This window comes from Phreatobacter aquiterrae (genome assembly GCF_053471285.1).
On the sequence record NZ_JBJPHW010000016.1, the window covers coordinates 1 to 21225 of the forward strand.

Consider the following 21225-nt stretch of genomic DNA (forward strand, 5'->3'; position numbering starts at 1 on the left):
CAGTCGTGCGACCCGGTTCGGACAGCAGTTCTCGCCCATGTCCACGAGGTCGTCGTGGAGCTTCCGGTAGCCGTAGACTTTGCTGCTGTCGCGCCAGGCCGTGCGGATCAGTTCGATCTGGCGGCGGGCGTCCGACACGTCCATCCCGCCGAACTTCGCCTTGAACTTGTAGAAGGTCGCAGCCGAGATGCCGTGCTTGCGACAGACCTCCGACGTCTTCGCACCGGCCTCCTGCTCCTTCAGCATCCCGATGATCTGCTCTTCCGCGAACCGCGAGGGTCGCATCGTCCATCTCCATGGTCGACGGATTCTACCCAAATCTGGAGGAGGTTCAGGGTCTCAGGCCATCGACGATCTCGGCTATCCCTATTGGGAAGAGACCGAAAGCCCCCGCCTACAGGGCCCTTCTTGCTGATCTTGGCTGAGCCCTCGCGCGCTCAGCGTACCACGGGCAGCCCGGCCCTCTGCCAGGCCGAAATCCCGCCCGCAATATGGCTCTCGATCGGCAGGCCGGCCTTAGCGCATTCGCCAAGCGCGCGGCCGGACCGTCCACCGGACAGGCAGTAGAGGATGACCTTCTTGTCGCGTGGCAGGCGGCCAACGCCCTGCGCGAACTGCGAGAGGGGCAGATGGATGGCGCCGGGGACGTGCCCCGACCGCCACTCGGAGTCCTCGCGCACGTCGACAAGCACGGCCTCGCCTTCGGCAACAAGGGCCTGCGCCTCGGCAGGTGTCAGGTCGCAGCCCGCCGGCCGCCGGTTCAACCAGCCAAACATGATCGTCTCCTTATGCGATGGGGGAACGCGACCGGCTCACGCGGCCGGCCGCCGGGCGCCGCCCCAGTCCAGGTAGGCCAGCGCCACATAGGCGAGGATCGCCGAGCCGATGGCCCCGACGGTCCAGATGACGGCCACCAGCACCCAGTCGATCGGTCCACCGACGTCATAGAGGTTGGAATCGGTGACGAACCACATGATGAACAGGGCGAGGACACCGCCAAAAACGCCGAGAACTTCAGCACCGATCAGCCGGCGGCTGAACAGCCCGCGATCCCTCACGAGCAGGAACAGGAAGGCAAGGATGCCCAAGATTGCGATGGCGACCAGGAGCCAGAGGGCGGGTCCCAGCATCTCCTGGAAGACCGCGATGAAAACCGAAATGTCGAGATCCTTCATCGTCCCCTCCTCAGGCCAGGCCGCGCAGCATGGCGGTATAGGTCGGCTTCAGCGCCATCTCTTTCATGATCCAGGTGATCCACAGTTCCTCCAGCGGCGCGATGATGCCGGGGAAGGAGGGCACGAGGTTGTCGTTGTAGTCGAACTCCACCAGCATGGCCCGGCCGATGCGGGTGATCAGCGGGCAGGAGGTGTAGCCGTTGTAGGCCGCCTCGCTCTTGCCGCCCTGGATGGCGGCGACGAGATGGTCGACAGCCACGGGCACCTGCCATTTGACGCTGGCCGCGGTCTTGCCCTTCGGCACGCCGGCGACGTCGCCGACGGCGAAGACGTTGGGAAAGCGCTTGTGGCGCAGGTTCGCCCGATCGACCTCGATCCAGCCGTCGGCGGCCCAGGGACCGGACTGCCAGGGCAGGGGTGAGTTGCGGACCGCCGTCGGTGCGCGCATCGGCGGCACCACGTTGATGAAATCAAACTTGATTTCCGTCGATCCGCTCGGCGTGCGGAAGGTGGCGGTCTTCTTCCCCGGATCGATGGCGGTCATGACGTGGTCATAGACCGTCTTCACGCCGCGCTCGCCGAAAAGCATGCGTACCTTCTCGGAGACGATTGGCACGCCGAAGTGGGTCTTGTTCTGCGCGGCGTAGATGAGCTCGGCCTTGCCGCGGTTACCGCGGCGGCGAAGGATGTCGTCGGTGATGAAGGTGTACTTGAGCGGCGCGCCGGCGCATTTCATCTCGGTGGCCGGGCGGCCGAAGAGGCCGACGCCGCCCTTGTCGGCGAAGCGCGACATCTCGCGATAGGTCGCTGCCGCGCCCTCGGGGCTGATATAGACGCTGCCGATGCCGTCGCGGCCGATCAGCGCCGTGTCCATGCCCTCGATGGCCGAATAGGCGAGCTCAAGGCCGGTCGCCACGATCAGATAGTCATAGGGCACGGCCCGCCCGGACTCGGTGACGACCTTGTTGCCGACGGGGTCGAACTCGCGGACCGGCTCCTCGATCATGTTCACGCCCTGCGGCACGTAGTCCCTCGTGGCGGAGATCGAATAACCGGGCGGCTTCAGGCCGGCCGCCACGAGGGTGAAGCCGGGCTGGTAGTAATGTTCCTTTCGCTTGTCGATCAGCGTGATCGTGGCGCCCTCGAGACGGGCGGCGAGGCGCGAGGCTGTGGCAAGGCCTGCTGCACCCGCTCCGGCGATGACGATCCGTGCGGCCGTGCGCACCTTCGGTTCCGCCGATGCGGCAAACGCCGGAAATGCCGGAAGCGCCCCGGCAGCCCCGAGCATCAGCAGCTTGCGGCGATCGATCTGCATTCCCCGAGACGCGGCGGTCCCCCCTGGGTCGCTCATGGCAAACCTCCCTGATGTGTCAGGCGACCAGATGTGGAGCCCTGGCCTTCGGCTTCTTGCAAGTCCCCCCGCTCCCCGCCGCCGCTGAAACAGCTGCTGCGGAATAGGGAAAACACCTCTTGATATTCCGATGTTTGAATATATTATCTGGCCCAGATAGCTGGCGGCACCAGGCTCGTCAAGTTCCTAGTTCACCGCCCAGGCCATCCGCAGTGATCCATCTCAAACGGGAGACACCCAAATGACGTTAGACAATGCCGTTCTCAGCTTCGCCGGCGTGATGATCCTGGTCTCGCTCGCCCTCGCCTATGCCGTCTCGCCGTGGTTCCATGCCTTCACGGCCTTCATCGGTCTCAATCTGCTTCAGGCCGGTTTCACCGGCTTCTGCCCGGCGGCCATGATCTTCAAGGCCATGGGTATCAAGGCCGGCTGCGCCTTCAAGTGAGGTTTGCCACCATGCGTGCAGCACGGACGACATCGCGCGCGGCGCTCGCCGCGCTGGCCCTTGCGGCAAGCGCCGCCACGGGGATCGCGGCGGAAGAGGTCATCCGCCCCGTCGCGGTGGTCGACAGCAAGGCGGTTTTTGGACGGATCGAGAGCCGCTTCGTGGTACCGGCGCGCTCGCGCATCGGCGGCACGCTGGTGGAACTCTCCGTCACCGAAGGCTCGGTCGTCGAGGCGGGGCGCCCCATTGCCCGCGTCGTCGACGAGAAGCTCGCCCTGCAGCTCAACGCCGCGGATGCCCGCATCCGCGCCGTCACGTCCCAGCTCGAGAATGCCAGGGTCGAATTCGATCGCACGTCGGCCCTTCTCGCCCGCGGTGCCGCCACCCAGCAGCGCGTCGACCAGATGCGCACGCAGGTCGAGGTTCTCACCAACCAGGTGAACCAGGGCGAGGCCGAGCGTTCGGTCGTCCTCCAGCAGGCGACGGAAGGCTCCGTCGTCGCGCCGGCCGCCGGGCGCATCCTGACCGTACCGATCCGCCGCGGTTCAGTGGTGCTGCCCGGCGAGCAGGTGGCGACCATCGCCGCCGGCGGGCTGTTCCTGCGCCTCGCCATTCCCGAGCGCCACGCCCCTCTCCTGACCGTCGGGTCCGAGGTCGCCATCGGCGAGCGCGGCTCCGCCGAGATTGGTGGAGCAACACGCGGGCGGATCGAGAAGGTCTATCCGCAGATCGAGAACGGGCGCGTCACCGCGGATGTCGCTGTGGAAGGTCTCTCCGACACCTTCGTCGGCGAGCGGGTCCTCGTGCGCGTGCCCGTGGCGACACGTCAGGCCATCGCCGTTCCCGAGGCTACCGTCACGACGCGCTCGGGCATCGATCTCGTGCGCATCACGACCGGAGAAGGTCCGCGCGACATCGCCGTCGTCATCGGCGCGATGGTCGACACGCCGGCCGGCCCGCGCCGCGAAATTCTCACCGGGCTGCGTCCCGGCGACCGGGTGATCCTGCCGTGACCGAGAAGACCTCCCTGGGGATCGCGGGCAACCTGACGCGCGCCTTCATCACCTCGCCGCTGACGCCGCTGTTCCTGCTGGCCTCTCTGGTGCTCGGCATCGTCGCCCTGATGACGCTGCCCCGCGAGGAGGAGCCGCAGATCTCCGTGCCGATGGTCGATATCCATGTGCGCGCCGACGGCCTGAAGGCCGAGGACGCGGTCAAGCTCGTCACCGAGCCGCTGGAGACGCTGGTCAAGTCGATCAACGGAGTCGAACACGTCTATTCACAGACCCGCGACGACGGCACTCTCATCACCGCCCGCTTCCTTGTCGGCACCTCGGCCGATGCGGCCATCCTGCGCGTCCACGAAAAGGTGCGCGCCAATCTCGACCGCCTGCCGACCGGCATTCCCGAACCGCTCATCGTCGGCCGCGGCATCGACGACGTCGCCATCATGGTGCTGACGCTGGCGCCGAAGCCGGGCACCGCCGACCGCTGGAGCGCCAACGACCTCACCCGCGTCGCGCGCGAGGTGCAGGTCGCCGTCTCGCAGCTCGACAATATCGGCCTGACCTATCTCGTGGGACAGCAGCCGGAGGAGATCCGCGTCGAGCCCGATCCCGAGTTGCTCGCCCGCGCCGGGCTGACGCTGCAGGCGCTGGCCGGCAAGGTGGAATCGGCAAACCGTGCCTTCGCGGCCGCCACCGTGCGCGACCAGAACCGCCAGATCGGCCTCGTCGCCGGCCAGACCCTGACCGGCCTCTCCGAGATCGGCAACCTGCTGGTCACGACCCGCGACGGACGGCCGGTCTATGTCCGCGACGTCGCCCGCGTGGTCCTGGCAACGGAGACCGCCGAGGCGCGTGTCTCCCACCTGTCGCGCAATGGCCAGGGCGGCTTCGACCGCGCGCCGGCCGTCTCGCTCGCCATCGCCAAGCGCGCCGGCGCCAATGCGGTCACCGTCGCCCACGATGTCTTCGCCGCCGTGAAGCGCCTCGAGGGCACGGTGGTGCCGGCCGAGGTGGCCGTCCACGTGACCCGCGACTATGGCGAGACCGCCAACGAGAAGGCCAACGAGCTCCTCTTCCACCTGGCGCTGGCGACGATCTCCATCGTGCTGCTGGTCTGGCTGGCGATTGGCTGGCGCGAGGCGCTGGTGGTGGCCATCGTCATTCCGGTGACGATCCTGCTGACGCTCTTTGCCGCGCGGATCATGGGCTACACGCTGAACCGCGTCAGCCTCTTCGCCCTCATCTTCTCCATCGGCATCCTCGTCGACGACGCCATCGTGGTCATCGAGAACATCGCCCGCCACTGGGCGATGAAGGATGGCCGCTCGCGGACGCAGGCCGCCATCGATGCGGTCGGCGAGGTCGGCAATCCGACCATCGTCGCGACGCTGACCGTGGTCGCCGCCCTCCTGCCCATGCTCTTCGTGTCGGGCATGATGGGGCCCTATATGAGCCCGATCCCGGCCAACGCCTCGGCGGCCATGATCTTCTCCTTCTTCGTCGCGGTCATGGTCACGCCCTGGCTGATGCTGAAGTTCGGCAAGGCCCACGAAGGTGGCCACGACGCGGCTCATGGCGGCGGCCATGGCGAGGGCGACGGCGGCATCCTCGGCCGCGGCTATCGGTGGGCGGCCGCCCCGATCCTCGCCTCGAAGGGCCGTGCCTGGATGTTCCTCATCCTCGTCGGCATCGCAACGCTCGGTTCGATGGCGCTGTTCTATACCCAGCACGTCACGGTGAAGCTGCTGCCCTTCGACAACAAGTCGGAGCTCGGCGTGGTCCTCGACCTGCCGCGCGGCGCCTCGGTCGAGGAGACCGACCGGCTGCTGCAGGAGATGGCGGGGCGCCTTGCCGGCATCGCCGAGATCGAGTCCATCCAGAGCCACGCGGGAACTGCTGCACCCTTCAACTTCAACGGCCTGGTACGGCACGCCTACCTGCGCAGCGAGCCGCAGATGGGCGACCTGCAGCTCAATCTCGTCCCGAAGGACAAGCGCAAGCGCGCCAGCCACGACATCGCCCTCGAGGTCCGCGAGCGGCTGCGGGCGGTGCCGATTCCCGCACGCACGGCTGTGAAGGTGGTCGAGCCGCCGCCCGGTCCACCGGTCATGGCGACGTTGCTCGCCGAGATCTACGGACCCGACGCCGAGACCCGCCGGCAGGTGGCGACGAAGGTCCGTGAGGCCTTCGCCTCGGTCCCATTCATCGTCGACGTCGACGACAGTTTCGGCACGTCCGCCGAGCGCCTGCGACTGACGGTGGCCGACGATTCACTCGAATTCCACCGCGTTGAGCAGAGTGACGTCTTCTCCACCATCCGCATGCTCTACGGCGGCACGACCGTCGGATATTCGCATCGCGGCGGCGGGCGCCAGCCGATTCCGATCCGCCTTGCGCCGTCGAAGAGCAGCCTCGTCGTCGACGAGCGGGCTCTGTCGACGCCCGTGCCGGCCAATATCCTTCCCGGAGACCGTTCGGTCGTCGAACTCGGCGACGTCGTGCGGCTGACCCGCGAGACCACGTCGCTACCGGTCTTCCGCCGCAACGGCCGCGCCGCCGAAATGGTGACGGCGGAACTCGCCGGGGCCTTCGAGGCGCCGCTCTACGGCATGATCGCTGTGCAGCGCGCCATGGATGCCGCCGACTGGGGCGCTGTGCCGAAACCTGTCATCGCGCTCAACGGCCAGCCCGTCGATACGACCAAGCCGGTTCTCCTCTGGGACGGCGAATGGGAGGTGACCTGGGTGACGTTCCGCGACATGGGTGCTGCCTTCATGGTGGCCCTGCTCGGCATCTACATCCTGGTCGTCATGCAGTTCGGCTCGTTCAAGCTGCCGCTGGTGATCCTGACGCCGATCCCGCTGACCTTCATCGGCATCCTCATCGGGCACTGGCTGTTCGGCGCGCCCTTCTCGGCGACGTCGATGATCGGCTTCATCGCCCTCGCCGGCATCATCGTGCGCAACTCGATCCTGCTGGTCGATTTCATCCGACACGCCCGCGCACCGGGCCGATCGCTGAACGACGTGCTGCTGGAGGCGGGGGCGATCCGATTCAAGCCGATCCTGCTGACGGCGCTTGCCGCCATGATCGGCGCTGTGACGATCCTCACCGACCCGATCTTCCAGGGTCTCGCCATCTCGCTGCTGTTCGGGCTCGCCTCATCGACCCTGCTGACCGTGCTGGTCATCCCGGCGATCTATGTGGTGCTGCGCGGAGAGAAGCCGGTCGGGGCGGAGGTCGACATGGCCACCGGGTGAGGTTCGCCCGAGCGATCGTCGCCTTTCAGATGCTCTGCCCAATAGACGGCACGACGATCATCGATGAGAGGTTTTCAGGCTCTGGTCGGACGGCTCTCACCCGTCGATCCGCCCGTCCCTGAGCGACACCAGCCTGTCGAAGCGCGAGAAGATCTTCTCGTCGTGGGTCACGGTGATGATGGACGCCTCGTTCTCGACGGCGACGCGGCGCAGGAGGTCCATGACGATGCGGGCGCGGTCGGAATCGAGAGCCGCGGTCGGCTCGTCGGCGAGGATGATGCGCGGACGGTTGGCGAGGGCCCGGGCGATGGCGACGCGCTGGGCCTCGCCGCCGGAGAGCTGCGCCGGCATGGCGTTGCGGCGGTGGGACACCTCGAGATAGGCGAGGAGCTCATCGGCCCGGGCCACCGCCGCCTGCTCGCCCTGGCCGGCGAGCCGCAGCACCAGGGCGACGTTCTCCACCACCGACAGGAAAGGCAGGAGATTGTGCGACTGGAAAATGAAGCCGATGCGCTCAAGCCGCATGCGGCGGAGGTCGCGCATCAGCCATCTGCCGTCGAAGACGGTCTCGCCGTTCAGGATCAACTGTCCTGCGGAAGGCTCCAGGATGCAGCCGATGACGTTGAGAAGCGTCGTCTTGCCCGAACCGCTCGGCCCCTTGAGGCCGATGACCTCGCCCGCCATGACATCGAGGGAGACGTCGGTCAGCGCGTCCACCCGGGCCTCGCCCTCGCCGAAATGCTTGGAGACGTTGCGGACGCTCACCAGGGGCGTTGCCATGTCAGCCTCCCAGCGCCTTGGCCGGGTCGACCTTGAGCGCGAGGCGCACGCCGAGGCCGCTGGCCAGAATGCAGACCGCGAGGATGACGAGAGCGAGAATGCCGACGTCGGAGGGCTCGATCACCACCCGGCGTGGAAAGCGGTCCTTGATGGTGAGGATCAGCGCCAGCCCGAAACCGAAACCGATCACGCCCATGGCCACCGCCTGCTGCACGATGAGGCCGACGATCACGCTGTCCGGCGCACCGATGAGTTTCAGCGTGGCGATCTCGCGCAGCTTGTCGATGGTCAGCGTGTAGATGATCAGGGCGATGATGACGGCCGAGACGGTCAGAAGCAGGGAGGTGAAGAGCCCGATCTGGCGGCGTGCCATCTCCACGACGGAACGGGTGAGAATCGTCTCCTGTTCATCCTGGCTGAGGGCGTTGAGATGTTTCCAGCGCCGGATCGTGTCGGCGACGAGCCCGGTCGAGGCGTTGGGAATGAGGGTCGTCACCACGGCATTGACGATGTCCGAGGACCCGCCGGACGCGCCGCGCGCCTGCTCCCGCCGCTGCGCGGACGGGGTGAGGTCGAACTGCAGCCGCTGCGAGTCCTTCAGCGTCACATAGACGACGGGATCGCCGCCGGAGGCGACCTGACCCGTCGTGGTCCCGACCACATGAAACTGGCTGCGCCCCATCGTCACCACGTCGCCGATGGTCAGGCCGCCGCGTGCATCCGCGATCATCTCGAAACGCGTCCGGGTGATCGGGCGGCCTTCCGTCAGCACGCGCGGCCCGCCCGGCCGACCAGGCTCGAAACCGATGACATAGAGGCGCAGGGGGCGGCCGCGGAAGCCCGCCTCCACCGACTGGTAGGTGACGGAACCGGCATCCTGGACCCCGGCGATGCGGGCGATCGCCTCGCGCGTGTCGCCCGGGATGCGGGAGGCCTCGGCGAAGGGACCGCGGCTCTTGGCCTCCACCACCCAGATCTGGGCTGCCGGCGCGCGGGCGATGCCGAGCGCATCGGCCACCAGTCCCCGATAGATGCCGATCATCGACATGACGACGCCGAGGAGAAGGCTGAGTCCGAGGCAGGTCAGCAGGAAGCGCCCGAGATTGTGCCGGATGTCGCGCAGCGCGAGGTTCATGGCGCGGCTCGCGCCGTGGCGGTCCGGCCCTCATAAGCTCGCGCATGGCGCTGGATCACGATGGTTTCGCCGGCGGCGATGCCCGTCGCTTCGTGCCGTCCGTCCAGCGTCCGCTGGCCGAAGGTCAGGATGCGGCGGGCGAGGCGCCCGTCCCGGATCACCCACACGCTCCCCTGGCCGTGGCTGAGGCCGTCGATCACCGCTTCGGGAACCAGCACGGCCCGCGGCAGGTCGCCGGTCCGGATGGTCACCTCGGCCTGCTCGCCGAGCACGTAACCGCCGGCCGGACAGTCCTCGCAGGCGACATAGACCCGGCGTTCCTCGTTCACCCGATCGGCCTCGAGTCCCATCCTGACGACACGGCCAGTATAGGCCTGGCCAGGACGCGACCTGAGCCTGATCGTCGCTCGCTGTCCGAGCGCGATGGCGCCAGTCCGGGCCTCGTCAAGATAGGCGAGCACCCAGTAGGTCGCTGGGTCGACCAGCGTGAAGATGGCCTCTCCTGCACCGGCGACGGCCCCGAGTTCCTTGGTCCTGGCGATGACCACGCCGGAAAACGGCGCCCGCAGCTCGTGCTGGGCGAGGATGGCGCCCTCGAAGGCATATTGCGCCTTCGCGTCTCCGAGCCTCGCCTTTGCCGCTACCACCTCGGCCTGGGCGACGGTCATGTCGGCCCTCGCGGTGGTCTCGGCGAGTTGCGCCTCTTCCGCCTGCTCGATGGAGATCGTGCCGCGCGCCAGAAGCGCCTGCCGCCGCTGGTTGGTCTGCTGGCGCTGCGCATAGACGACGGTGCTGCGGTTCGCGACCGCCTCCGTGACCATCACCGCCGCTTCCGCATTGGCGACCCCGGAACGCGCCTTGGCAGCGCGCGCATTCTGCTCCTGGCTGTCGATGTGCGCCAGAAGGCGCCCGGTCGCGACCACGTCGCCATGGTCGGCCGCCAGTTCCACCAACGTTCCGGACTGCTTGAAGCCGACCCGTGCGACGACCTGCGCCTCCACCGTGCCAAGCCCGAAGACCTCGACCGGGATCTTCTCCTCGGCCCGCACGACCGCCAGCGAGAGCGGCTGGTAGCGCATCGTCCAGACGACGGCGCCGGTGAAACAGCCGAGCAGGAGGACCAGGGCAAGCCATTTGCCTCTGCGGAGCATGAGGACAATTCCCTTCAAAATGCATTCTGCATTTAGAATGTGATCCTTTCCACGATGGGAAGGTCAAGGCTCTTGAATGCCCCCGTCGGGGCCGACGAGGCCGAGCCGGGCTTATGACGTTCTCCCACCTGACCGCGACGGAACGCCGCCACAGCCTGCCCTTCGGGAACCGGGCGGTCCCGCGGATGTTGTATTGGGGTCGCATTCGCCGCGCGCTGAGCCTTTTGCGTCCGGCCGGAACTGCCTTCATTCCTTAAGGGCACTCTCGATCCGAAGGGATAGCCATGGCGTCGCCCGCCTCCGCCGACTCCAGCCCATGGCGCCTTGCGCTTGCCGCGACCGTCCTTGCTTCCGTGGTGCTCGGATCCATCGCCGTGCTGAGGCCAGCCTGGATCGGCCTCGGGTCCGAGGACGCGGCACGCGCTGGTCGACCCGCCACCGCGCAGGCAGGCACCCCGGTTGAGGTGGTGAAGGCCGCGACCGAGCGGGTCGCCGATCAGGTCGAGGCTCTCGGGACACTGGCGGCGAACGAGCAGGTGCCGATCGCCTCGGAGGTCGCGGGCCGCATCGTCGCCTTCCACTTCCGCGAGGGACGGGAGGTCGAGGCCGGAGCGAAGCTGGTCGATCTCGATCCGGTCATCGCCCGCGCCGAACTGCAGCAGGCGCAGGCCAACCTGTCGCTTGCGCAGGACGTCTATGACCGCAGCCAGACGCTGGTGCAGCGCGGCGCGGGAACGCAGGTCGCACTGGAGCAAGCCACGGCCCAGCTCGCGGTCGCACGCGCCAACGTCGCCGCCGCCGAAACCAAACTCGGCCAGCTCACCCTCTCAGCCCCGTTCAAGGGGATCGTCGGTCTGCGCAGCACGAGCGTCGGCACGATCATCCCGGCTGGCCAGGCCATCACGACGCTGACCGGGCTCGACCCCATCAAGGTCGACTTCTCGATTCCGGAACTGTTCCTGTCATCGGTCCAAACCGGACAGGCGGTCGATGTCCGGGTCGATGCCTTTCCCGAGCGCCGCTTCGTCGGCGAGGTCTACGCGATCGATCCCGTCGTGGACGCCGCTGGCCGGGCAGTGCGGCTTCGGGCAACCATCGGCAACAGCGACAGGACGCTCCGCCCGGGCCTCTTCGCCCGCGTGGCGCTGACGACCGCGGTGCGCGACGACGCCATCGTCGTGCCGGAGGCGGCTCTCGTCGCCTCGGCGACCGGGCAGGAATCCGCGATCTATGTCGTTTCAGAGGGCCGTGCTGCCATGAAGGTGGTTGCCACCGGCCGCCGCTTCGACGGCAAGGTGGAGATCACTGAAGGGGTGAAGGCGGGCGACCAGGTCGTGGTTGCGGGTCAGGTCCGCCTGCGCGACGGGGCGCGCGTCACCGTGACCGAACCTCCACCCCGGCCCGCGCCGACGCCTCCGGCGGGACAAGCTGCGGCCGGACCCGCGCAGACTCCGGCCAGGACCTCGCCATGAACCCGTTCGAGGTCTTCGTCCGCCGCCCGGTCCTCTCGACCGTGCTGAGCATTCTCGTCGTCCTGATCGGTGCCGTGTCCTACACGCGGCTGGCGGTCCGCCAGTATCCGAACATCGACGAGCCCGTGGTCTCCGTGCGGACCACCTACCAGGGCGCCAGCGCCGAGATCATGGAGACGCAGGTCACGCAGGTGCTGGAGGATTCGATCGCCGGGATCGAGGGCATCGAGATCCTCACGTCGCAGAGCCGCCAGCAGACCAGCAACATTTCCGTCCGCTTCCGGCCCGAGATCAATCCGGATGTCGCGGCCTCGGACGTGCGCGACCGCGTCTCGCGCGTGCGCGGGCGCCTGCCCGACGAGATCGCCGAGCCGATCATCGCAAAGGTGGAGGCCGACGCGCAGCCGGTCATGTACCTGTCGCTGACGGGCGAGGGCCTCAGCTCCCTCGAGCTCACCGACTTCGCCAGCCGCTTCATCGTCGACCGGATCCAGACGGTCACCGGCGTCTCCGAGGTGCGCATCCAGGGGCAGCGCACCTACGCGATGCGCATCTGGATCGATCGTGCGCGGCTCGCCGCCTATCAGCTGACCGTGCAGGAGGTGGAAGCGGCGCTGCGGTCGCAGAACGTCGACATCCCCGCCGGCCTGGTGGAGAGCCAGAGCCGCGAGTTCACCGTTCTGTCGCAGACCGGCCTCACCACGCCCCAGCAGTTCCGCCAGATCGTGCTGCGCGATTCCAACGGTTTCGTCGTCCGTCTCGGCGATGTCGCCAGGGTCGAGATCGGTCCGCGCGACCGCCGCAGCTCCGCCTGGTTCGGCGGCGTACCCTCGGTGACGCTGGGGGTCGTCAAGCAGGCGACAGCCAATCCGCTCGACGTGTCGTCCGGCGTCACCCGCGCGCTGCCCGCCATCACCGAGGATCTGCCCACCGGCATGCGCCTCGCGGTGTCATATGACAGCTCGATCTTCATCCAGCGCTCGATCTCCGCCGTCTATGTGACGATCGCGGAGGCGATCGGTCTGGTGGTGCTGATCATCATCCTGTTCCTCCGCTCGTTCCGCGCCACCCTCATCCCGCTAGTGACCATCCCGATCTCGCTGATCGGCGCCTTCGCGCTCATGCTGATGTTCGGCTTCACGGTGAACACGCTGACGCTTCTGTCGCTGGTTCTGGCGATCGGTCTCGTTGTCGACGACGCCATCGTCGTGCTGGAGAACATCTATCGCCACATCGAGGACGGCATGGAGCCGCTGGCCGCCGCCATCCGCGGCATCCGCGAAATCGCCTTCGCCGTCATCGCCATGACCCTGACCCTCGTCGCGGTCTATGCGCCCATGGCCTTCGCCACCGGGCGCATCGGCAAGCTGTTCATCGAGTTCGCCCTGACCCTGGCCGGAGCGGTCGTCGTCTCCGGCTTCGTGGCGCTGACGCTGACGCCGGTGATGTGCGCCAAGCTGCTGCGCCGCCAGGAAAGCCACGGCCGCATCTACAACTTTCTGGAACGTGGCTTCGATGCCATCACCAGCGGTTACCGGCGCTCGCTGGGCACGGCGCTCGCCGCACGCTGGGTGGTGGTGGTCATCGCGCTCGCCACCGCGGCCGCCGGCGGCCTTGCCTTCTCGACCCTGCGCTCGGAACTGGCGCCTGTCGAGGACCAGGGCACGGTGCGGGCCGGCGGCACGGCGCCGGAGGGTGCGACGCTCGCTTTCACCGCCGAGTACGCCCGCCGGATCGAGCCCGTCCTCGCGGCCAACCCGGACGTGCAGGCCTATTTCACCATCGTGGGCTTTCCGGATGTGACCCGCGCCATTGTGATCGCGCGGCTGAAGCCGTGGGAGGAGCGCAGCCGAACGCAGCAGCAGATCGTCGCCGAGCTCAACCGCGAACTGCAGAAGATTGCGGGCATCCGCATCTTCGCCGCCAATCCGCCTTCGTTGGGTGGTGGCGGCCGCGGCAATACACCGGTCGAGTTCGTCATCCGCACGTCCGAGCCCTATGCGACGCTGAAGACCTACTCGGACCGGGTGCTGGAGGCCGCCGCGGCGTTTCCGGCGCTCGCCAATCTCGACAGCGATCTCGTGCTCAACAAGCCGCAGATCCGGGTGAGTATCGATCGGCAGCGCGTCGCGGACCTCGGCCTGTCCGTCGACGTCATTGGCCGCACGCTCGAATCCCTTCTCGGGGGACGGCAGGTGACGCGCTTCACCATGAACGGCCAACAATACGACGTGGTGGTTCAGGTGGCGGATGCCGAGCGTGCGACGCCTGACGTGCTGAGCACCATCTACGTCCGCTCCTCGCGGGGCGAGATCGTCCAGCTTTCCAGCGTTGTGACGACGATCGAGACCATAGCGCCACGTGAACTCAACCGCTTCAACCAGTTGCGCGCGGCCACGATCACCGCGACGCCGGCGCCCGGCTATTCGCTCGGCGACGCCCTGACGGCGCTCGAGACGGCCGCGCGCGAGGTGCTGCCGCCCACCGTGCAGATCGACTATGGCGGCCAGAGCCGCGAGTTCCGCCAATCCGGGGCCAGCATATTCCTGGTCTTCCTCCTGGCCCTCGGCTTCATCTATCTGGTCCTTGCGGCGCAGTTCGAGAGCTTCGTCGATCCCTTCGTCATCATGGTGTCGGTGCCGCTGTCCATCACCGGAGCGCTGATGGCCCTGGCGCTCACCGGGGGCACGCTCAACGTCTATAGCCAGATCGGCCTGGTGACCCTCATCGGGCTCATCACCAAGCACGGCATCCTGATCGTCGAGTTCGCCAACCAGCTTCGCGAGGAGGGTCGCGAACAGGCGGAGGCGCTGGTCGAAGCGGCCGTCCTTCGCCTGCGGCCCATCCTGATGACCGCTGGCACCATGGTGCTCGGCGCCCTGCCGTTGGCCTTCGCCACGGGGGCCGGTGCGGAAAGCCGCTCGCAGATCGGTTGGGTCATCGTCGGAGGCATGAGCTTCGGGACATTGCTGACCCTCTATGTCGTGCCTGTCGCCTACAGCATCCTGTCCCGGCATGCCGCAGCAGCGGTCGAACCAGGACACATCGTCGGTTCGGACGATCGGGCCTTGGGACCCGGAACAAACTGAACCCTGCCGCTCCGGCCTCCACTGGCTGATCGTCGGCACGCGGCAGTCGATCGCGACCCCGGCGCGCTCCTGACGCTGCGATCGCCTGCCGCGAGGATGTCACGTCTTGCGGCAACGGAACATTGACCGGAGCGTCCCGTTTCCTTTGGGGGGCGGGGCCATGGAGGACACGACATGAACAATCGCTTCGACAATAGCCCGCTCAACAAGGACATGCCCGGCCCGGCCCCGAAGCAACAGGAGCAGGCTGCCGGCGACGGCAAGCGGCAGGGTGGCTTGCCGCACGAGGTCGGCGGCCGGGGTCAGGCAGAGCAGCAACAGTCGCGTGACGACGACGCATACATCGAGAGTCAGCCCGGCGGGCAGCGCGACGATCTGATGGACAAGGCGAACCAGCGGAACCCGCGCTCAACCGACATCTGAGGCGTCTGTCAGGCCACCGGTTCGACGACCATCGCGCGGCCTGCGGTTGCAGACCGACGGCCATCTGCCAAATGACCACCCTCAGAGGCGGTCGGCCGCCAATCGTCACACCGTCGGCTACAGAGCCAGCCGGTCGACGGGAAGCCGGATTGCCACCCTGACGCCGTCTGGCAGCCATTCATGGACGACCGTTGCCTTCATCTGCGAGGTAAAGATCCGGTCCAGCATCTCGAAGCCGAAGCCGGACTTGAGCGGCTTGCCGGTCAGGGCCGGACCGCCCGTTTCGCTCCACAGCACGTCGACATGCCCCTCAAGACGGGCCACCACGACCGACAGGTGTCCTCTCTCCCGGCTCAGCGCGCCGTACTTCACGGCATTGGTCGCCAGTTCATGAAGGCCAAGGGCGAGCGCCGTCGAGGCCCGCGGTCCCACCGGCACGTCGGCGCCGTCGATCGCGATGAGGTTTTCCGCTCCGGCATAGGGAGCAAGGAGCGTGCGGACGAGATCCAGAATCGTATGGCTGACGGTGTGATCGTGGCGTGAGGGCTGGACCAGTTCCTTGGCGCGGAAGAGCGCATCGATCCGGCCGATCACCTTCTCGGCGAACGGTGCTGCCTCGGGATGACTGCGTGCCGACATCGCCACCAGCGAGCGGACAACGGACCCAAGATTCTTCACCCTGTGCGCGAACTCGCGGGCGATGGTCTCCGTTTGCTGCTCAAGCTGCCTGCGTTCGGTGATGTCGAGATGGGCGCCGACGAAGCGGATGGGCTCGCCGGCCGGGTCCCGCTCGATCACGCCCTTCGCGAAGATCCATCGGACTTCCCTGTCTGACGGACGGATGATCCGGTACTCGGCGCTGTAGTCCGTTTCCCTCCCGCTCACCTCGGTGAGGAAGTGGTTCTCCATACGGCTCCGGTCATCCGGATGGATGCGCGCGAGCCATTGCGCGTGGGTCTCATTGGCCGCATCGGGCGGCAGGCCGTGGATCACCAGGTATTCGGGGGAACGGAAGTTGCGAAACGCGCGTCGCCGGAGATCGACCTCGACGCTGCCGATCAACCCGATGCTCTGGACCCGCTGAAGTGTCTCGCGAAGGTCGGCATTCTCGGCTTCGAGCGCTGAAATGCGGCCTGCCGGATCGTTCCTATCCGTCATGCCACACCGTCAGGTGCGCGTTCGCAGGAAGATCAAGGGGCTGAGCCGCCGTTCGTCCACGCACAGTTTCTGCCCCTCGAAAAACGGGAAATCGGGAAACAACGTATCAGGGGGCATCGGGTTCCCAACAAACGTGACGGCCTCGTCTGGGCTATGATATCGCGCGCCCGGCTCAACTTGGGCGCGCTCTGATCGGGGGTTGCGCCGGGGAAGCGCCCGGTCGCTCCCCGAGCATTCAGGCCGCCTTCCTGGGCCTGGATTTGCTGTCCCCTTTCGCGGCGACACCGGTTAGACCCGCGCTTTCGCGCAGCGCCGCCATCAGGTCGACGACCTTGGAAGCACGCTTCTCCTTCCGCCGCTTCGGGGTCTTGCCCGCCAGCTTGTCCTTGACCAGGGTGGCGACAGCCTCCTCGTAGCGATCGTCGAAGGTGGCCGGATCGAAGGTGCCGGCCTTGGTCGAGACGATGTGCCGGGCGAGTTCGAGCATGTCCTTCTTGATCTTCAGGTCGGGCAGATCGGAAAAGGCCTCGGCGGCCGAGCGGACCTCGTAGTCATAGTTCAGGGTGTGTGCGACGAGTCCCTGCTCGTCGGCCCGTATCATCAGGCTGCGGACCCGCCGGAAGAGCACCGCCTGTGCGAGCGCCGCCACGGAGGCGCTTCTCATGGCCTCACGAATGACGGCGAAGGCCTCCTGACCCGCTTTGCTCGAGGGCGCGATGAAGTACGGGCGATCGAAATAGAGCGTGTCGATATCATCGCAGGCGACAAAGGCCTCCACCGACAAGGTCTTGTCGCTGTCCGGCACAGCCTTGGCGATCTCGTCAGGCTCGATCATGACGATACGGTCATTGTCGAGCACATAGCCCTTGACCTGATCGTCACGCGCAACAGGCTCGCCGGTCGCACCGTCGATGAACTCGCGGCGAACGCGATTGCCGGTCTTTCGATTGATTGTATGGAATGCAATGCGGGAGGTGGTGGAGGCCGCGGTATAGAGCGCAACAGGGCAGGACAGTTCGCCGATCTTGAGGAAGCCCTTCCAGTTGGCCCTGACGCTCGCCATGCCCGTTCTCCTTGCCTGCACCAGAGAACGTCAGGGAACCATCGGAGTTCCGGAACCGGCAGCAGCCCCCGGGCATTGATGTGCGTGGGGGGACGACATGGCCGATCGCGCGTTCTGGAAGGGCTATCTGAAGTTGTCGCTCGTGACCTGTCCGGTCGCCATGGCGCCGGCAACGACCGAGAGCGAGAAGGTTCGCTTCCATACCCTCAGCCGCAAGACGGGCAACAGGGTCGAGAGCCGTTATGTCGATTCCGAAACCGGAACTCCGGTGGAGAACGACGATCAGTCGCGAGGCTATGCCTCGGGCGAGGACGAGTTCGTCATTCTCGAGGACGAGGACCTCGAGGCGATCACCCTGGAAACCACGCGCACGATCGACATCGAGCAGTTTGTTCCCCGTCACACCATTCCCTGGATCTATCTCGACAAGCCGCACTTTCTCATGCCCAACGACCCGGTCGGCGAGGAAGCCTTCACCGTCATTCGCGAGGCGATGGCCACGTCCCGCGTGGTGGGGATCGCGCGGCTTGTCCTCTATCGCCGGGAACGTGCGGTGATGCTGGAGCCGCGAGGCAAGGGGATCATTGTCTGGACGCTCCGTTACGGCGACGAGGTCCGCGACAAGGACGCATATTTTGAAGCGGCGGCAGACGATGCTCCTCCATCGAAGGCGATGGTTCTCGCCCGAAGCCTCATCAAGGAGCGCACCCGGAAATGGAGTCCGACGATGGTCGAGGACCCGGTGCAGGACGCGCTGCTGAGCCTGATCAAGTCAAAGAAGGCCTTGCGGCCCCCTCGCAAGGGCGCGGCCAAGGCGCAGGATGGCGACAACGTCGTGGACCTCTTTGCAGCCTTGCGGAAGAGCCTCGGCGCCTCGGGGAAAAAGCCGCCAGCCTCCCGCGGAAAGCGCAGCTAATCCGTCTTCAGGCGCTCGGCCGCCTTGCGGAAATCCCGCCACGGATCCGCCGGGGGCAAGGCCGCGCCGACCCGCACGGCATTCGGCTCCAGCCCACCTTCGACTTCGCTCCAGGTCACCGGTACTGCCACGGGCGCCCCCGCGCGTGCCCGGGTCGAATAGGGCGCCACTGCCGTTGCCCCGCGACCGTTGCGCAGAAAATCGATGAAGATCTTGCCGTGCCTCGCCTTCTTGGCCAGCGTCGCGGTGTAGCGATCGGGCGCGGCCTTTGTCATGGCCTCGGCGAAGCCGCGGGCGAAGGCCTTCGTCTCCTTCCAGTCCGCCTTGGGGATGAGGGGGACGGTGACGTGAAAGCCCTTGCCCCCCGACAGCTTCACGAAGCTGTCGAGCCCGATGCTCTTCAACCGGTCGCGCACTTCCAGCGCGCCCTCGCGCACCGCGTCGAGATCTACTCCGGGTCCCGGATCGAGATCGAAGATGACCTGGTCCGGCCGCTCGAGATCATCGACTGTCGAGCCCCACAGATGAATCTCCACGACGCCCAGTTGCACGAGCGATGCGATGCCGTCGAAATCCTCCACATAGAGCAGCGCGTCCCCCCCCGAGCCGGGCTTGAGGCTTCGGACAGCCGTCCCCATTCCGGGAGAGGCATGCTTCTGGAAGAAGGTCTGCTGCCCGATGCCGTCGGGCGCGCGCACAAGGCTGAGAGGTCGCCGCACGACCAGCGGCTCCATTCGATGCCAGACGGCCTGATAGTGCTCCATCAGTCCCGCCTTCGTCAGTGCGGCATCGGGCCAGAGAACCTTGTCGGGGCTGGACAGGACGACCGTGGTCGACACGGTCGGAGCCGCTGCGCGAACACCAGATTTTCGCCTTCCGCCGCGCTCCTCGGGCACCGGCGCGTCCTCTGCCCCCTCGCGCACGATCTCGCCCACCGGCTTGTCCTCGCGCAGTCCCTTGAACGCAGCCTGCCGCAGCAATCCGTCTCCGGTCCAGCCGCGAAACTCGACTTCGGCCGCGAGCTCGGGCTCGACCCAGACAACGCCCCTCGACTGCGCCGCCCTGGCCTCGACGGGAGCGCGATCGCGGCGCAGGGGGTCAAGGCGCCGTTTCAGATCGATGGCGACGGCCCCGCGGTAGCCGGTGCCGACCCTGCCGGCGAGACGCAGCGTGCCCTGGTCATGATAGCCGACGACCAGGGAGCCGATCCGGTTGCGACCGGCGTTCGACGGCACATAGCCGACGATGACGAATTCCTGCGCATGGGTGCACTTGGATTTGATCCAGTCGCCTCGGCGGCCACTGTGATAGGGCGCGTCGAGTCGCTTGGAGACGACACCCTCGAGACCCATGCGGCAGGCATGGTCGAGCATGACCTCGCCGGCATCCCCGAAATGCTCGCTGAGGCGCAGGGGGCCTGTTTTGGTGCCTTGGAGCAGATGCGCCAGCTGATCCTTCCGGGCGAGGAAAGGCTCATCCTTGATGTCGCGACCGTCGAGATGCAGCAGGTCGAAGGCATAATAAGCCATGCCCTCGCGGCGACCTTCTGAGAGGGCCGCCTGCAGTTCCTTGAAGGCCGACACTCCCGAGTCGTTGAGCACCACGATCTCGCCGTCGACGACGGCGCTGTCGCAGGGAAGGCTGTCGAATGCCCGGGCGAAATCGCGCCCGAACCTTGCCGTCCAGTCGAGCCCGGTGCGGGTCAGCAGCCGGACTCGGCCGCCGGACAGGACCGCTTGAACGCGGTAGCCATCGAACTTGACCTCATGCACCCAGCCCTCGCCTGTTGGCGGCCGGTCCTTGAGGCTCGCGAGGCAGGGAGGCACGAAGGCCGGTACAGTGGCGGCGCGGGATTGCGCGCGCGGAACGACGCCCGATTTCTGCGTCTCCGACGTTCGAGAGGTCTTGCGGGGCGCCTTGCCGGCTGCGACGTCCTCGACGGTGAGGCCCGAGACCAGCGAAGTCGGCTCGCCGATCAGGATGTCGCGCCTGGAGGCGGCATCGTCCTGCGCCTTCATCAGGAGCCAGTTGTCGCGGGTCTCGCCCTTGCGCGGCTTCAGGCGGACGAGGTGCCATCCCCCCGCCAGGCGCTCACCCTCGAGCGTGAAAGAAAGATGTCCCTTGGCCATCCCGGCTTCCGGATCGCCCTCAGGTATCCAGCGCCCGCGATCCCAGACGATGACCGCTCCGGCGCCATACTGGCCTTTCGGGATCGTGCCCTCGAACGTGCCGTAGTCCAGAGGGTGATCCTCGACATGGACCGCGAGGCGCTTGTCGTCCGGATCGAGGCTTGGTCCGCGCGTGACCGCCCAGCTCCACAGGACGCCGTCATGCTCGAGCCGCAGATCGTAATGGAGCCGACGCGCCGCGTGCTTGTGCACGACGAAGCTCCCGCCCACCGATTTAGTCGGGCGCGGGGGAATCCTGCCCGAGGGCTCAGCCGTGGTTCGGAAGTCGCGCTTGGAGCGATAGGTCCCCAGCTTGGTGGCCGCGCGAGCCCTGCCCATCAGGCGGCCCTGAAGCGGGACTGCATGCTGGCGGCGGCGGCATCTGCCGCCATGAGATCCAGTTGCGTGATGGCCGGGACGGGATCTTCCAGCATGGCCACCATGACCTCCCGGCCCAGGCCGCCCCGCACCGCCTCGGCGAAAGCCTGCCGCGTATCCCTTTCGGCTCGCAGTTGCGCCGCAAGCGCCAGTATCAGCCTGTCGCGGATGTCCATGGCGGTCCTCATTGTCGCGTGCTGATGGAAAACGCCGCCGCCCCCGCCGTGTTCCGGCGCGACACCGCGGGCCCAGGT

18 protein-coding genes are annotated in these 21225 nt (G+C 67.0%); 7 read left to right on the plus strand and 11 right to left on the minus strand.

What is annotated here, in order from left to right:
* The 4 genes from ACJ4V0_RS19515 to ACJ4V0_RS19530 all read right to left on the minus strand — a co-directional run.
* The coding region (locus ACJ4V0_RS19515; RefSeq protein WP_448301279.1) for a transposase at positions 1-285 on the minus strand (285 nt) is incomplete at its 3' end.
* A gap of 152 nt (positions 286-437) precedes the next feature.
* Positions 438-776 carry a rhodanese-like domain-containing protein gene (locus tag ACJ4V0_RS19520; protein WP_448301280.1) on the minus strand — a complete coding sequence of 113 codons (339 nt, stop codon included), beginning with the start codon at positions 774-776 and terminating at the stop codon, positions 438-440.
* Positions 777-812: 36 nt separating this feature from the next.
* Positions 813-1175, minus strand: coding sequence for a DUF5368 domain-containing protein (locus ACJ4V0_RS19525; RefSeq protein WP_448301281.1), 363 nt, complete (start codon positions 1173-1175; stop codon positions 813-815).
* A 10-nt stretch (positions 1176-1185) separates the two neighbouring features.
* Positions 1186-2526 (minus strand): NAD(P)/FAD-dependent oxidoreductase, encoded by a 1341-nt coding sequence (locus ACJ4V0_RS19530; RefSeq protein WP_448301282.1) that lies wholly within the window; start codon positions 2524-2526, stop codon positions 1186-1188.
* 241 nt (positions 2527-2767) lie between these two features.
* On the opposite strand from ACJ4V0_RS19530, the gene ACJ4V0_RS19535 reads away from it, so the two are divergent.
* The 3 genes from ACJ4V0_RS19535 to ACJ4V0_RS19545 are packed head-to-tail and all read left to right on the plus strand — an operon-like array spanning position 2768 to position 7238.
* The gene (locus tag ACJ4V0_RS19535; RefSeq protein WP_448301283.1) at positions 2768-2971 is read left to right on the plus strand and encodes a YgaP family membrane protein; all 204 of its coding nucleotides are present in this window, start codon (positions 2768-2770) and stop codon (positions 2969-2971) included.
* A gap of 11 nt (positions 2972-2982) precedes the next feature.
* Complete coding sequence (locus ACJ4V0_RS19540) at positions 2983-3984, plus strand: efflux RND transporter periplasmic adaptor subunit (protein WP_448301284.1); 1002 nt, start codon at positions 2983-2985, stop codon at positions 3982-3984.
* Positions 3981-7238, plus strand: a complete 3258-nt coding sequence (locus ACJ4V0_RS19545; protein ID WP_448301285.1) for an efflux RND transporter permease subunit — start codon at positions 3981-3983, stop codon at positions 7236-7238. The genes ACJ4V0_RS19540 and ACJ4V0_RS19545 overlap by 4 nt, the downstream gene beginning before the upstream one ends.
* 96 nt (positions 7239-7334) lie before the next feature.
* Here ACJ4V0_RS19545 and ACJ4V0_RS19550 read toward each other — a convergent pair whose 3' ends face one another.
* The 3 genes from ACJ4V0_RS19550 to ACJ4V0_RS19560 are packed head-to-tail and all read right to left on the minus strand — an operon-like array spanning position 7335 to position 10304.
* Positions 7335-8018: an ABC transporter ATP-binding protein gene (locus tag ACJ4V0_RS19550; RefSeq protein ID WP_448301286.1), complete on the minus strand. Its 684-nt coding sequence runs from the start codon at positions 8016-8018 to the stop codon at positions 7335-7337.
* Between the two features lies 1 nt (position 8019).
* On the minus strand, positions 8020-9153 hold the full coding sequence (locus ACJ4V0_RS19555; protein WP_448301287.1) for an ABC transporter permease: 1134 nt from the start codon (positions 9151-9153) through the stop codon (positions 8020-8022).
* Positions 9150-10304: an efflux RND transporter periplasmic adaptor subunit gene (locus tag ACJ4V0_RS19560; protein ID WP_448301288.1), complete on the minus strand. Its 1155-nt coding sequence runs from the start codon at positions 10302-10304 to the stop codon at positions 9150-9152. Before ACJ4V0_RS19560 ends, ACJ4V0_RS19555 begins: the two co-directional genes overlap by 4 nt.
* A 284-nt stretch (positions 10305-10588) precedes the next feature.
* Here ACJ4V0_RS19560 and ACJ4V0_RS19565 point away from each other — a divergent pair, with 284 nt between their 5' ends.
* The 3 genes from ACJ4V0_RS19565 to ACJ4V0_RS19575 all read left to right on the plus strand — a co-directional run bounded on the left by ACJ4V0_RS19565 (position 10589) and on the right by ACJ4V0_RS19575 (position 15288).
* Positions 10589-11776 (plus strand): efflux RND transporter periplasmic adaptor subunit, encoded by a 1188-nt coding sequence (locus ACJ4V0_RS19565; RefSeq protein WP_448301289.1) that lies wholly within the window; start codon positions 10589-10591, stop codon positions 11774-11776.
* Positions 11773-14865: an efflux RND transporter permease subunit gene (locus tag ACJ4V0_RS19570; RefSeq protein ID WP_448301290.1), complete on the plus strand. Its 3093-nt coding sequence runs from the start codon at positions 11773-11775 to the stop codon at positions 14863-14865. The genes ACJ4V0_RS19565 and ACJ4V0_RS19570 overlap by 4 nt, the downstream gene beginning before the upstream one ends.
* 174 nt (positions 14866-15039) lie before the next feature.
* Complete coding sequence (locus ACJ4V0_RS19575) at positions 15040-15288, plus strand: hypothetical protein (protein WP_448301291.1); 249 nt, start codon at positions 15040-15042, stop codon at positions 15286-15288.
* 117 nt (positions 15289-15405) lie between these two features.
* Here ACJ4V0_RS19575 and ACJ4V0_RS19580 read toward each other — a convergent pair whose 3' ends face one another.
* Positions 15406-16446 (minus strand): PAS domain-containing protein, encoded by a 1041-nt coding sequence (locus ACJ4V0_RS19580; protein WP_448301292.1) that lies wholly within the window; start codon positions 16444-16446, stop codon positions 15406-15408.
* A 235-nt stretch (positions 16447-16681) separates the two neighbouring features.
* Positions 16682-17509, minus strand: coding sequence for a non-homologous end joining protein Ku (gene ku, locus ACJ4V0_RS19585; protein ID WP_448301293.1), 828 nt, complete (start codon positions 17507-17509; stop codon positions 16682-16684).
* 97 nt (positions 17510-17606) lie between these two features.
* Here ku (ACJ4V0_RS19585) and ku (ACJ4V0_RS19590) point away from each other — a divergent pair, with 97 nt between their 5' ends.
* The gene (gene ku / locus ACJ4V0_RS19590; protein ID WP_448301294.1) at positions 17607-18425 is read left to right on the plus strand and encodes a non-homologous end joining protein Ku; all 819 of its coding nucleotides are present in this window, start codon (positions 17607-17609) and stop codon (positions 18423-18425) included.
* Here the strand turns inward: ku (ACJ4V0_RS19590) and ligD are convergent.
* Positions 18422-20932 carry a DNA ligase D gene (ligD, locus tag ACJ4V0_RS19595; protein ID WP_448301295.1) on the minus strand — a complete coding sequence of 837 codons (2511 nt, stop codon included), beginning with the start codon at positions 20930-20932 and terminating at the stop codon, positions 18422-18424. The two genes, ku (ACJ4V0_RS19590) and ligD, sit on opposite strands and share 4 nt — an antisense overlap.
* Complete coding sequence (locus ACJ4V0_RS19600; RefSeq protein ID WP_448301296.1) at positions 20932-21147, minus strand: hypothetical protein; 216 nt, start codon at positions 21145-21147, stop codon at positions 20932-20934. Before ACJ4V0_RS19600 ends, ligD begins: the two co-directional genes overlap by 1 nt.
* Positions 21148-21225 lie beyond the last annotated feature (78 nt).

What these genes read in the sequence shown, in the direction of transcription:
- ACJ4V0_RS19520 (WP_448301280.1), bottom strand. Translation starts at nt 776, where the DNA reads ATGTTTGGCTGGTTGAACCGGCGGCCGGCGGGCTGCGACCTGACACCT.
- ACJ4V0_RS19525 (WP_448301281.1), bottom strand. Translation starts at nt 1,175, where the DNA reads ATGAAGGATCTCGACATTTCGGTTTTCATCGCGGTCTTCCAGGAGATG.
- ACJ4V0_RS19530 (WP_448301282.1), bottom strand. Translation starts at nt 2,526, where the DNA reads ATGAGCGACCCAGGGGGGACCGCCGCGTCTCGGGGAATGCAGATCGAT.
- ACJ4V0_RS19535 (WP_448301283.1), top strand. Translation starts at nt 2,768, where the DNA reads ATGACGTTAGACAATGCCGTTCTCAGCTTCGCCGGCGTGATGATCCTG.
- ACJ4V0_RS19540 (WP_448301284.1), top strand. Translation starts at nt 2,983, where the DNA reads ATGCGTGCAGCACGGACGACATCGCGCGCGGCGCTCGCCGCGCTGGCC.
- ACJ4V0_RS19550 (WP_448301286.1), bottom strand. Translation starts at nt 8,018, where the DNA reads ATGGCAACGCCCCTGGTGAGCGTCCGCAACGTCTCCAAGCATTTCGGC.
- ACJ4V0_RS19555 (WP_448301287.1), bottom strand. Translation starts at nt 9,153, where the DNA reads ATGAACCTCGCGCTGCGCGACATCCGGCACAATCTCGGGCGCTTCCTG.
- ACJ4V0_RS19560 (WP_448301288.1), bottom strand. Translation starts at nt 10,304, where the DNA reads ATGCTCCGCAGAGGCAAATGGCTTGCCCTGGTCCTCCTGCTCGGCTGT.
- ACJ4V0_RS19565 (WP_448301289.1), top strand. Translation starts at nt 10,589, where the DNA reads ATGGCGTCGCCCGCCTCCGCCGACTCCAGCCCATGGCGCCTTGCGCTT.
- ACJ4V0_RS19570 (WP_448301290.1), top strand. Translation starts at nt 11,773, where the DNA reads ATGAACCCGTTCGAGGTCTTCGTCCGCCGCCCGGTCCTCTCGACCGTG.
- ACJ4V0_RS19575 (WP_448301291.1), top strand. Translation starts at nt 15,040, where the DNA reads ATGAACAATCGCTTCGACAATAGCCCGCTCAACAAGGACATGCCCGGC.
- ACJ4V0_RS19580 (WP_448301292.1), bottom strand. Translation starts at nt 16,446, where the DNA reads ATGACGGATAGGAACGATCCGGCAGGCCGCATTTCAGCGCTCGAAGCC.
- ku (WP_448301293.1), bottom strand. Translation starts at nt 17,509, where the DNA reads ATGGCGAGCGTCAGGGCCAACTGGAAGGGCTTCCTCAAGATCGGCGAA.
- ku (WP_448301294.1), top strand. Translation starts at nt 17,607, where the DNA reads ATGGCCGATCGCGCGTTCTGGAAGGGCTATCTGAAGTTGTCGCTCGTG.
- ligD (WP_448301295.1), bottom strand. Translation starts at nt 20,932, where the DNA reads ATGGGCAGGGCTCGCGCGGCCACCAAGCTGGGGACCTATCGCTCCAAG.
- ACJ4V0_RS19600 (WP_448301296.1), bottom strand. Translation starts at nt 21,147, where the DNA reads ATGGACATCCGCGACAGGCTGATACTGGCGCTTGCGGCGCAACTGCGA.